The organism is Bacillus sp. 1A (assembly GCF_052682215.1).
The window spans coordinates 5,787,569-5,800,079 of record NZ_JBQYLZ010000001.1; the positions used below are offsets into that span (position 1 = coordinate 5,787,569).

General features: G+C 34.9%; 13 protein-coding genes. 5 read left to right on the plus strand and 8 right to left on the minus strand.

What is annotated here, in order from left to right:
* Positions 1-26: 26 nt before the first annotated feature.
* The 5 genes from ACUN0F_RS29630 to ACUN0F_RS29650 all read right to left on the minus strand — a co-directional run bounded on the left by ACUN0F_RS29630 (position 27) and on the right by ACUN0F_RS29650 (position 3,603).
* Complete coding sequence (locus ACUN0F_RS29630; protein ID WP_445540656.1) at positions 27-1,157, minus strand: MBL fold metallo-hydrolase; 1,131 nt, start codon at positions 1,155-1,157, stop codon at positions 27-29.
* Positions 1,158-1,195: 38 nt separating this feature from the next.
* Positions 1,196-1,756, minus strand: coding sequence for a sulfurtransferase TusA family protein (locus ACUN0F_RS29635; protein ID WP_445540657.1), 561 nt, complete (start codon positions 1,754-1,756; stop codon positions 1,196-1,198).
* Between the two features lie 88 nt (positions 1,757-1,844).
* A complete protein-coding gene (locus tag ACUN0F_RS29640; RefSeq protein ID WP_000456206.1) occupies positions 1,845-2,108 on the minus strand; it encodes a metal-sensitive transcriptional regulator in 264 nt (87 codons plus the stop codon).
* Between the two features lie 192 nt (positions 2,109-2,300).
* On the minus strand, positions 2,301-2,885 hold the full coding sequence (locus ACUN0F_RS29645) for a DUF3238 domain-containing protein (RefSeq protein WP_264462277.1): 585 nt from the start codon (positions 2,883-2,885) through the stop codon (positions 2,301-2,303).
* A gap of 133 nt (positions 2,886-3,018) precedes the next feature.
* Positions 3,019-3,603 carry a DUF3238 domain-containing protein gene (locus ACUN0F_RS29650; protein ID WP_088062022.1) on the minus strand — a complete coding sequence of 195 codons (585 nt, stop codon included), beginning with the start codon at positions 3,601-3,603 and terminating at the stop codon, positions 3,019-3,021.
* 143 nt (positions 3,604-3,746) lie between these two features.
* Here ACUN0F_RS29650 and ACUN0F_RS29655 point away from each other — a divergent pair, with 143 nt between their 5' ends.
* Positions 3,747-4,220: a MarR family winged helix-turn-helix transcriptional regulator gene (locus ACUN0F_RS29655; protein WP_445540658.1), complete on the plus strand. Its 474-nt coding sequence runs from the start codon at positions 3,747-3,749 to the stop codon at positions 4,218-4,220.
* Positions 4,221-4,347: 127 nt separating this feature from the next.
* On the opposite strand, the gene ACUN0F_RS29660 is transcribed toward ACUN0F_RS29655, so the two are convergent.
* From ACUN0F_RS29660 to ACUN0F_RS29670, 3 genes are all read right to left on the minus strand, one after another.
* Positions 4,348-5,610: a neutral/alkaline non-lysosomal ceramidase N-terminal domain-containing protein gene (locus ACUN0F_RS29660; protein WP_445540659.1), complete on the minus strand. Its 1,263-nt coding sequence runs from the start codon at positions 5,608-5,610 to the stop codon at positions 4,348-4,350.
* Positions 5,611-5,717: 107 nt separating this feature from the next.
* Positions 5,718-7,133, minus strand: coding sequence for a stage V sporulation protein SpoVR (spoVR, locus tag ACUN0F_RS29665; protein ID WP_001202728.1), 1,416 nt, complete (start codon positions 7,131-7,133; stop codon positions 5,718-5,720).
* 114 nt (positions 7,134-7,247) lie between these two features.
* Positions 7,248-7,808, minus strand: a complete 561-nt coding sequence (locus ACUN0F_RS29670) for a nitroreductase family protein (protein WP_000214810.1) — start codon at positions 7,806-7,808, stop codon at positions 7,248-7,250.
* A 237-nt stretch (positions 7,809-8,045) separates the two neighbouring features.
* Between ACUN0F_RS29670 and ACUN0F_RS29675 the strand changes: the two genes are divergently transcribed.
* The 4 genes from ACUN0F_RS29675 to ACUN0F_RS29690 all read left to right on the plus strand — a co-directional run bounded on the left by ACUN0F_RS29675 (position 8,046) and on the right by ACUN0F_RS29690 (position 12,491).
* Entirely contained in the window at positions 8,046-8,642 is a 597-nt protein-coding gene (locus tag ACUN0F_RS29675) for a hypothetical protein (protein ID WP_445540660.1), read from the plus strand.
* Between the two features lie 126 nt (positions 8,643-8,768).
* Positions 8,769-10,286, plus strand: a complete 1,518-nt coding sequence (locus ACUN0F_RS29680) for a spore germination protein (protein WP_137052584.1) — start codon at positions 8,769-8,771, stop codon at positions 10,284-10,286.
* The gene (locus ACUN0F_RS29685; protein WP_172555355.1) at positions 10,283-11,365 is read left to right on the plus strand and encodes a Ger(x)C family spore germination protein; all 1,083 of its coding nucleotides are present in this window, start codon (positions 10,283-10,285) and stop codon (positions 11,363-11,365) included. Before ACUN0F_RS29680 ends, ACUN0F_RS29685 begins: the two co-directional genes overlap by 4 nt.
* Positions 11,366-11,381: 16 nt before the next feature.
* Complete coding sequence (locus ACUN0F_RS29690) at positions 11,382-12,491, plus strand: GerAB/ArcD/ProY family transporter (protein ID WP_264462273.1); 1,110 nt, start codon at positions 11,382-11,384, stop codon at positions 12,489-12,491.
* The last annotated feature ends 20 nt before the right edge of the window (positions 12,492-12,511 follow it).

Consider the following 12,511-nt stretch of genomic DNA (forward strand, 5'->3'; position numbering starts at 1 on the left):
CTATTTTTATTTCATTTGAAACCGAATTAATTATGAACAGCACAACGGTTTGGACCAATCTCCATTTCACGCTCTTCGTCTTGACTTGGATTTAATCGCCCCATATTTGTTTGACGAATTTCTTGATATGCATTCGGCTGAGGTGGTAAATTCTCCGTTACAACTTTACGAAACTCTCCCTCATCCTCAATATTTAGTCCTGCATTATACGCAAATAAATCTTTTAATTTAGCACTAACAATGCCACTCTCGTCCATTTCACTTATTTTTGAATAATGGGCTGGTAACACAATTAATTGTTGAGATAATAATTTATATCGTTTATATAAAGTTTCTCGTAAATCACTTACCCAATCTTCAGCTTTCCCAGCAAGATCTGGACGCCCAATTGAATCTACAAATAAAATATCGCCTGATAATAAATAGGAATCATCTACAATAAATGACGTACTTCCAATCGTATGCCCGGGTGAGTATAATACGTCAATTTCAATTTTAGTACCCCCCACCGTAATAACAGATCCTTCAACAAGTGGTTTATATGAGAACACAACTTCCTCCGCATCTTTTGGCGGCAACCAATACGTACCACCTACTTTTTCCGCTAACTTACGCCCGCCAGAAATATGGTCTGCATGTAAATGTGTATCCATTACATTCGTAATCGTAACACCATGCTCTTTCGCAAACTCTTCGTACACTTCAACTGTTCTTACTGCATCAATAACTGCTGCTTCACCGTTTGAAACGACCATATAAGATAAGCAACCTTTTCCAAGACGGTTAAACTGATACATACTTCCGCCATCTTTTAAATCTCCAACTTTTATAGGCTTTATATATTCACTCCAAGCCTTCATACCACCAGATAAATAATAAACATTTTCTAATCCAGCCTCTGTTAATTGCTCTGCCACAAATATAGAAGACCCTTCTTTTGCGCATACTACTAAAACATCTTTATCTTTAGGTAGTTCACTTACAATATGATCTACACCCTCTAATAAATCAAAGTACGGCACATTCATTGAAGTAACTTCTTTTCCTTCAATTTTCCACTCTTCATAATCCGCCTCATTACGAACATCTAAAATAAATAACTCTCCGAATAAAACTTTCTCTGCAACATCTTTTGTTTGTAACGGTTTAACGTTCATCTCATTACCCCCATAGGTATATTTTCATTTAAAAAATTTTATTTTTCCACATTGCCTTGCCACTCTAACATGCCTGGAATGACATTTTTCACATTTGCATAACCTTTCGCTTTCAACATGTGGCAAGCTACATCACTACGGTTACCAGTTCGGCAAACAACATAAATTTGCTTCTTCTGATCTAACGCTGCACTGTCTAATTCTCCTAACGGCACTGAAACAGCCGATGGAATATGACCAAAAGCGAATTCCGCCGCTTCACGAACATCTACTACAATACACTCTTCACCACTTAATAATATCTCTTCCAATTCCGAATGCGTAATTGTTTGAGGATATTTCACTATTTCATTCACTTCATGCTCGTGTGCTTTTCGAACGTAATGCATCAATAAATCACCTTTGTGTTTCGTCCCGATATATTGATGGCCTACTTTACTCGCCCAACTTTGTATATCTACAGTAGATCCTTTATCTGTTGCCTGAACTTCAATCACTTGCCCTGATGCCAAACCTTCCATTGCCTTCTTCGTCTTCACAATCGGCATCGGACAAGCCAATCCTTTACAATCTAAACTCATATCCACTTTTATACTCATAGTCGATTCCTCCACAACTTATATACATATACCTGTAGGGGTATATTAAAATGTTTTTGAAAATCTGTCAACAATTATGTTTGACAGATTATCGGCTTTTTACAAGTAATTGAACAGCTTCTTTAATTAACTCTTCATTTGAACCATTACCACTTTCAAACTGTTCACGTAAACATTGCTCTAAATTTGTTCCAACAACAAGTCCAATTGTACGATCAAGTGCAGAACGAGATGCCGTTAACTGTGTAATAACTTCTCGGCAATCTTTTCCTTCTTCCATCATACGAAGTACACCACGAACTTGACCTTCAATACGTTTCAATCTATTTTTCATATCTTGATTGTATTCCACTGTAGACCACCTCCGTATTTATAACGATATTATACATTACTTTGTAACTTTGTATAATATCATATACCCTCAAGGGTATATTGTAAAGCATTTTATTTTTTTGAACCTTTCTAAAGTATAGTAAAAATGCAAAAGCCACTGATTTTATTGACTTTTGCATTTCTCAACTACACTGTATTATTATCTTACTTCTTATAAACTCTTTGTAAAACTATAATCCATTTCTCCACCTAGTGCTGCAGCTGTATCACCAGTTTCTCTAAAATCATGTGTATATATTTTTTCAAATGAACCGAAATCTACTTGCTTATAAAATTCATAGCAAGGGAAACCATCATGTTCTCCTTGAATATCGATACTACCATCCTTTTTCACACATACAGTTAATAAATAGTCCACAGGAGGAGCATACACATTTAACGGATTACTTGCACTTGCTCTCATTTTGAATTGCACACCATCAGAATTCCATTCAATATCCGTACACACAATATTTTCAGTACTCGCTTTTCCTGTTCTTTTATTCACCGAACCATCTGGGTTTGTAACCTTCTCTGTTGTAATACCCGTTTCCGCATATGAAAACACTTCTTCTTTATAAAAATCCACTACTACCTCTTGCTCAACTCTAGAGCGCATCGTATTTACCGCATGTGGTGTAAATTCACGCGAATCACCTTCGAATTGAATTATTTTTCCTGTTTCCATATCCTTCTTAGCTTCTGTCCAAGAAATTGGAATAAAGACACTGGCTCTAATTTTTACGATATTAGTCATAAGAAACACCTCTATAATTTTATTTTAAATACTGCATATCACTGAGTAAAACAGATCACAATTTCGGTCCCATAATCAATAGATTTCTCTTTTAACGTTTGCTACTTCCTTCTGAAAAATAGCGCTATATTTATTAGATTGTCGTTTTAAAACTATATTCCATTTCTCCAGCTAGTGCTGCTGGGGTATCATCCGTTTCTCTGAAATCATGTGTGTATATTAATTCAAATGAACCAAAGTCTATTTGTTTATAAAATTCATAGCAAGGGAAACCATCGTGTACACCTTCAACATGCACAGTACCACATTCATTAACTCGTATAGTCAAAAAATAGTCAGCTGCAGGTGCTGTCGTGTTTAACGGATTACTTGCACTTGCTCTCATTTCAAATGAAACTTCATCTTCACTCCATACGATATTTGTACATACAATGCTTTCTGTACTTGTTTCTCCTTTTTGATACTCAATTGAGCCATCTGGATTTGTAATCTTCACAGTGACGATACAAGCATCTGCATATGTGAAAATTTCTTTTTTATAAAAATCAATATTCACTTCTTGTTCTAATCTTGAACGCTTTGTGTTCACAGCGTATGGTGTAAACTCACGTGCATCTCCAGCATATTCAAACACTCTTCCTGTTGCAGAATCCTTAATAGGTTCCAGCGATGCATATGGTGCAAATACACTCCCTCTAATTTTAACGATATTAACCATGTGAAACCTCCATTGATTCTATTTATATAAATCATTATTTGTACTATACGGAATATAGTCAATTTGATTGACTATATTCCGTATAGTACAATAGGTTTCACATGTAGTCAACTTAATTGACTATAATTACGGAGGTTATATACATGGATCATTCAACATTTAACGAACTAGACCTTACTTCACTTTTATCATTATCCTTTAGTACATTAATTACTGAGCTACATGACAGATTAAGTGAATTGGGATTTGAAGATATTAGACCAGCACATGGTTTTATGTTCAAACGCATCCTTCCTAATGGAGCAACTGGTATAGAACTAGCTGAGTATTTAGGGATTTCCAAACAAGCTGTAAGTAAAATGGTAGATTCTCTTGAGAGTAGTGGTTACGTTACACGTAAAACGCATCCTACTGATAAAAGAGGTAAGATCATTGTTTTAACCGAACGTGGTTTGTCAGTAATGAAAGCAAAAGAAGAAATAATAGCTGAAATAGAACAGCGATGGATTGAAAACATAGGCGCTGAACGAATGCAAATGCTCAAGGAAGACTTAACAACATTCGCTACTAAAGAAAATACAGGGAAATTATCATCAAATATCCGACCTGTTTGGTAAACAAAAACTCCATATAAAAACGAATCCATTTTGATTATTCTTTTTCAAAATGGATTCGTTTTTTACAGTTTTATTAATAATTATTGTTTCTTTTAAATTTTATATTAAATACATGAAAGTCTATATTTTAAACATTATATGATTTCATAACTCTCTGCACAATCAAACTCGCCGTATTCTCCTCCGGTGGCATCAACAAATTTGTAGCTGGCCCATATACGACAGGACTTAATTCCACTTCATATCCACCATATACATACTCTTCCTTTGTAGGTAAATAACCAATATATCCGTTCGTATATCCACCAAAGAAAGCTAGTTCATTTTGAAGACGCTCTTTCATTTCTAACGCAGTTTCTGAAAAAGGTTCCATCGGTATACCAGAGAACATACCATCATTAACCTGAAACAGTTGAACTTCTAAATCGATACGTAACTGCCGAATACCTTGCTTATATTTCTCTAAAATGATAGTAAGCCATTCATCCGTATTCATCCCCCACTGCTTCTCGGCCAATCGAGCCATGCTTCGTATCTCATTCATTTCAGGAATATCTTTCAACTTCATTTGCATCGTACTCGAAATCGTTCTTAAATTTACAATTGGGCTGTATGTAACTGTTGGCAACATCGTTAATACATGTCCACTAAGTGTGTAAGCCATTTTCTTTAATGCTTCTCTTGAACCGCGATACTTCGCATTTACATTACCAGCAGCCCCTTGCACAATAATAACAGGACAGTTTACTATCTTCTCAAGAACCTCTCTCGTCATTCCAGGATAATCCGCTGATAACACATCACTATCACCTTTTAAAACATTTGGATGAGCCGTACAAAATACTACAATCCCAGATAGCTCCTTCGTTTCAGCATTTCTTATGGCTAACATACCAATTCGTTTATCTACAACACCCTCTATATTTGTTCCCATCTTTGCTCTTCCATCAGATGTTCTCTCTCTTCGGTTGACCCCAATATCACCTGTCATAACACCCCAGCCAACTTCACAGAGCTTCAAGTTGTTATCCGCAGTAACCGCACCTTGCACTACATTATTTACTAAAATCGTTTTATATGAATTTACTAAAGGTTGCTCACCGACTGTTTCTGGACCAGAGTGTGTATGTGTATAAACAACTGTTATTCGCTCAAATGGCACATGAAGCCTACTAGCTACTCGCTCACGAATAACATTCGTATCTTCTACTAACATCCCAATATTATCAACACTTATAAACACCGTTTTCATTTCATTTTTTTCAAATACAAAGACCGTCCCGTAAATACGCTCTTCAATATTATTTATTCCTGTCTCTCTATGGTATCCGACAAAATCAATACCGACAGGCGGCGTAATATCCACCTTGCATACCCCTATTTTGCTCATTTGAATCGCTCCATTTCTCTATGTAACTCCCTTTTTCAAGAATAGCATATTTAACCTTGTTCCAAATAAAAAAGAACGGACATAGCATTCTATGTCCGTTCTTTCCTTCACACATACTTCCGATGCACCATCTTCCCATCATAAGAAAACACAACGCCCTTACTCTCCACAATGGACTCCATATGCACCGTTCTTCCCCATAGCTGATGAAGATACGGTAATACTTTTTCTAAGTATTTTAAATCTAGTTCAATTCCTTCATAGCTATGTTTAATGTACAATTCCCCATTCTTTAAGTAGTCTCCATCTTCTACTACTAAGTACGGGAAACCTCCATTAGTACGCATATTTACAAGTTGATCACGTACATGTTCCCACTCTTTATCTATTACTTTATACTCTTTTCCTTGGCGCTGGAATAAGTACATATCTTCTCTCATTACGAGGTCTTTATTTAAGTAGTTTCTTAAGAACGATACATCCCATTCAATTTCGCGTACTTCAAAAATTTTGTCTCGACCAGATCCTGGTTTTACACCGCGTCGCTTCATTTCTTCTGTCGGGTTATTGTAGCGTTCTTCAATATCTTCGAACATTTTAATACCGAGGTAGTATGGGTTAATGCTTGTTTTTGATGGTTGAACTACACCTGCATTAAGCTTTGCGAATTCAATCGCTTCAGAAGATGTTAAGTCCATTTCACGAAGTATGCGTTGATGCCAGAAGGAAGCCCAGCCTTCATTCATAATTTTCGTTTCAAGCTGTGGCCAGAAATATAACATTTCCTCGCGCATCATCGTTAATATGTCGCGCTGCCACTCTTCTAGCTCACGGCTATATTCTTCAATAAAGAGGAGTAAATCTTTTTCTGGCTGCGGTGGGATTTTCTTCTTTTTATGCATATTAGGTCGTTCCCTCTTTTTGTTTCGATCATCTAAATTCCATAAATCATCGTACTGTGATATCTTTTTCTTTTCTACATCCTCTTCTAAATCTCCAATACTCCAAGCAAGTTTCGGACGCATAAGCGATGGATCAATATGTTCTTGAATGGCAAGTACTGCATCCAAGAACGTTTCTACCTCTTCTCTTCCATACTTATGTTCATACGCCTTCACACGATCTGCTGTCGCTGCCATACTCTCCACCATATCGCGTTTCGTATTAGAGAAACGAATATTATTTTTGAAGAAATCACAGTGCGCTAAAACGTGCGCCACGATTAATTTATTTTGAATTAAAGAATTCGTATCTAATAAAAAGGCGTAACATGGATTAGAGTTAATAACGAGTTCATAAATTTTACTAAGTCCTAAATCGTATTGTAATTTCATTCTGAAAAATTGCTTTCCAAAACTCCAATGCGAAAACCTCGTCGGCATCCCATATGCACCAAATGTATAAATAATTTCCGCTGGACATACTTCATAACGCATCGGATAAAAATCAAGCCCAAATCCAGTCGCAATTTCCGTAATTTCCGCAATCGCATATTGCAGCGCTTTATCTTCACTTGCTCTCATTATTTTCCCTCCTTACACTTTCCCTTAAGAAAGTGTATGATGAGGAACAAGCTTTCATGAGGATTGATTGCATAATAAAAAGACATCCTCATAAAAACGAGAATGTCTTATCTATTAACCTTCAATAATCTCCATCTTCTCCGTAATCGGTGTACGAGCTTTTCCTTCTGGTGCTTTATCGAAATAGCCAAGATGAAGAATTCCAACGATGCGTTGGCCTCTTGTTAAACCGAGTCCTTCTATAAATAATGGATTGTAGTTTAATCCGCCTGATTTCCAAACACACCCTAATCCGCGCTCCCAAGCAAGTAGTTGGAAGTTTTGCATAAATGCACATGTTGCAGCGTAATCTTCGTCGCGTTGAATTTGACGTGGATCTTCATTAATATAAACAACAATTTGTGCAGGCGTGCTTAAGAAACGATCTGATAAAATTTTACCGCGTTTCGCTCTTTCTTCTTCTGTGAAAGAGTTTAATACTGCATCTACTAATTTCTGGCGGCCTTCTCCAATGTATAATTTACAATTCCATGGTTCACGGTGTTTATGATTTGGCGCCCACGTTGCGTCGTTTAATAATTCAATTAATAACTCTTTATCTACTGCTTTATCTGTAAATGTACGAACAGAACGTCTTTCTTTAATCACATTTGCGATGGAAGTATATGTAGTCATAGTCATATTTTTCTCTCCCTTATTTTCATCTATATGTATACGTTTGTTATTGATATTGATTTTCAATTTCGATTATACCCTAGTTTTTTACTATTAATCAATGTTTTATGTTGGAAAACTTTCAAAACATCATTTCATACTGTGAATAAAAAAACTTAGCTTGTTCACAAGTTTTTCACATTTTATGGAAATGATATGTGTACAGTTTTCCACATTATCTATCTAGGAGGAATTTACATGTACAAAAAAATCGTAGTAAGTATGACTATGGCAGCATTATTATGCGGGATATCTACCTTCCCTGCTTCCGCTGCCACGCTAAAAGAAGTAACATTCCATCATCATAAACCAATTTCAGAAGAAGAAATGCAGTCGCTCGAAAAACTCGGCTATAACAAACATGAAATTTGGAAAGCTACCCACATTGCAAAAATGAGTAAAAAAGAAATGAAAGATGTTTTAGCTTACTATAAACAAAATAAATCTTGGGAGACAACAGCCGAGCATTTCGGTGTAGATCCAAGTAAGTTGAAAAAGCATCATATGAATAAAGAAACAAAAAAAGCACTACTGCAAGAATTAGCAAATATGCAAAAATCTACACCAGATGGACTAAAACAAAAAATGAAAGAATATAATATCGGATTACGTCAGCTCACGGTATTAACAATCATCTCTCAAAAAAGTAATACTCCCCTTGATGATGTGCTAAAAATGAAAAAAGACGGAATGGATATGAAACAAATTGCTGAAAAATTAAATGTAAAAAAAGAAGATATACGAGCAGAAATGATTAAATTAGTAAAGTCTATTAAGGAGAAGAAAACAAATTAATACACCAAAAAGGAAGAGATTTTCAATACTCTTCCTTTTCTTTATGAACTTTCAATTTTCAAGTATAAATTCCCGTCTTTCCCAAAAACTAACACAAGTAAATGATATATGTTAGGGGGTGTGAAAATGTTCGGTTTATCATCTAAGAAATCCAAAAAGACTAACACAAAAACACTTTGTTCTATTCCAGAATTTGTACAAACCATGAAAGAATCTAGCGATTTTGTCTCTTATAACGTACTTGAAGATGAAACGTTATGCTTGTTTTATTATAAATCTGTCGTGGAAGCACTTATTATTAAACAGTTTATTTTAACTCCTATGAAAAAGGAATCAGAACATATTCAGAATATCTCTGACCTATGTAATATTGTCTCCATTGAAGATATTATTACCTCTCCCTCTATTGATGATATTCGTGAGAAATTATTAGGTGGATATATTTTAGTACGCTTAAAAAGCAATTCGAATCCCGATCAATATGCTTTAATTCGTGCCGAAAGTACTGTTTTAGGAACACGATTATATAACGATACAGAAAATGAGTATAGCGTAATTGGACCTAAAATCGGTTTCGTTGAAAACCTTGACACAAATATACACTTATTGCGCCGAAATATTGTAACGGAGCAACTCATTTTCAAAGAAGTTATCGTTGGATCTATGTCAAAAACGAAAGTAGCAGTTGCTTATATTGAAGGGGTTACAAATGAACAATTTATCAACACTGCAATACAACGACTAGAAGACATTGACTTTGATGTTCCATTTGATTCGACTATGATTGAGCAATTTATTAGTGATAATAGCAATTCACCGTTCCCTGTTCTATTACCTACAGAACGATTAGATCGAGCAGTATTTGCATTAATTAACGGGGAAGTTTTAATTTTAACAGATGGCTCTCCATATGCTTTATCAGGACCGACAACGTTACTAGACTTTTTCATTTCACCAGAAGATTATTATTTACCATGGATGATTGGATCGTTCTTTCGCGTTATCCGTTTTTTCGGAGCTATATTTTCTCTTTTTTCCTCCGCTATTTATACAGCAGCTTTAACATATCATTATCAAATGATTCCTGCTGATTTACTAGGACCTATTATTTTCTCGAGAGCGAACGTACCTTTCCCGCCTATTCTAGAAGCACTTTTTTTAGAGATTACAATCGAATTGCTTCGTGAAGCGGGAGCACGTTTACCGACAAAAGTCGGACAAACAATTGGTATTGTTGGCGGGATTGTAATTGGGCAAGCATCTGTTGAAGCCGCTTTAACGAGTACGATTTTATTAATTGCAGTTGCTTTATCCGCTCTTGCATCTTTCACAACGCCGACTGTAAAAATGTCTTCTACTATTCGGTTGTTACGATTTCCGCTTATTCTTTTAGCTGGTGCATTTGGTGGATTAGGTCTTATTGTCGGGTTTGTGTTTATTTTAGCTCATTTAATTAAATTAAAATCACTTGGATCACCTTATTTATTACCTTTATATCCATTTCGTGGTTTAGGTACAGCGGAAGGATTTTTCCGTTTACCGTTTAGCCAAACTGCACAAAGGCCCTCTTTCCTTAGACCAAAATCTAAATGGCGCTATAATCCAAACAAAGCGAAGCAAAAACGTGATGGTGATAATGAATGAAAAAACTCTTATTGTTCCTTATTATAATCTTTTTTGTTCTACAAACTGGCTGTACACAAACGTATGTAGTGGATGCGCAGCGTATTATTCATATTGCTGGATTTGACATAAAAAAAAACAAAAGCTTCCAGGGAACGATCTTATTTCCAGAGTATACACATGGTGTAAAGTCTAAACCAGAAACTCAATCAACATCTGCTCGTTCACTTGAAACAATCGCTTCACGATTAAATGCGAAATCCCCTCACAATGTTGTTGTAGGTCAAATGCGTGTCGTTCTATTTGGAAAAGATCTAGGAGAACAAGGAATGGGGGAAATTATTACTAACTTACAACGTGACCCGAATATCGGGCGTGATGTACAACTAGCAATTGTAGATGGATCGGCTGAAGAGCTTTTAAATTATGGCAAACAAAATGGATCGTTATATATTGCTGATTTACTCGAGCAAAATATAAGAAATGAGAACATTCCACAAACCTCATTAAATATTTTTTTATATAATTACTACTCTGCTGTATGTGATGCCTACGTCCCTTATATTAAAATGGGCGATAATCATTCCGTCGCTGTCAAAGGACTTGCCTTTTTAAAAGGCGATAAAGTCGTTATGTATACAGATAAAAGACATTCTGTTTTAGCAAAATTACTTATTAATCCTACGAAAAATGGACGTTACGAGGCAGCGATAACAAAGGATAAACATAAAGGTATGGTCGTTATACAAAACTTAGCTGGGAAAAATAAATATGATATAGATCAAACTGGCGACATACCAAAAGTAAAAATCCATTTAAAATTAAATGGATTAATTAAAAACTCTCCTAATTGGATTGATTTAAGAAAAAAGACAAATATCAATTATATAAAAAAACAAATTGAACGAAATGTTGAAAAAGACTGCGAAGATTTAATAAAACAATTTCAAGAAAAGGAAATTGATCCTTTAGGAATACGAGATGAAATTAAAAGCCATACGAGAAAATGGAATATAAAACAAATTCGAAATATGTATAAAAATGTAGCGGTGGATATAAATTTAGATCTTAATATTGTACAATCTGGAATCGGGGAATAGTGAGGTGAAATAAGCAATGAACACAATGAATAAAGCAAAGACAGTCTCTCCATACTTTGCATTTATCTTATTACATTCTCTTCAAATCGGAATAGGAGTTCTTGGATATCAACGTGTGATTATAAAAAACGCTGGTTATGATGCCTGGATTTCTCTTATTATTGCGGGAATTGCAACTCATATTGTGCTGTTTTGTATGTTGAAAATGTTGGAAAAAGATAGGGATTTAATTAGCATTCATACAACAAGTTTCGGAAAATGGTTTGGCTCTATATTTTCTGTAATTTTCACTCTTTATTGCTTATTATTTTGCCTTACTGTTCTTCGTACATATATGGAAGTAATACAAGTTTGGATCTTCCCTACCATTAAGTTATGGAAACTTACGCTTATGTTTTTATTAGTCACTTACTACATTATAAAAGGTGGCTTCCGTTCTGTGACAGGGATATGTTTTTGGGGTATTGTACTTCCTATTTTCGTTGTATTCTTTTTAATCTATCCAATGAAATATGCTCATTTCCGTAATATTTTACCTATTTTTACACATTCACCTTTTGACATGCTTATATCTGCAAAACAATCTGCATTAGAGTTTCTTGGCTTTGAAACAATTCTTATTTTTTATCCATTTATTGAAAAAGGAAAATCATTAAAGAGATGGGCCCATGCAGGTATTGCTTTTAGCACCTTAATTTATGTAGTTTTAGCCATCGTATCTTTTATGTATTATAGCGAGGGCCAATTAAATCACACGATTTGGCCTACTTTAACAATGTTAAAAATTATTAAAGTTCCTTTCATTCAACGCTTTGAATATATTATTATTTTCGTTTGGTTTTTAATTATTTTGCCAAATCTTTGTTTAACCATTTGGTCATCATGTCAAACGATGAAGCGTTCATTTCATATTTCATTTAAATTTACATTACCGTTTTTTCTTTTCATCGTTTTTATAGCTTCTTTATTTTTTAAAAACCGTGAAAGTATAAACACATTAAATACAGTACTGTCTCAAGCTGGCTTATATATTGTATACGCTTATATCCCAATTTTATTTCTATTCCATTCAGTACGATGGCGTTTCAAAAATCCGTCGAAAAAATCTTCAACCGATACACCATAATCTCTGATACAATTTGAGTA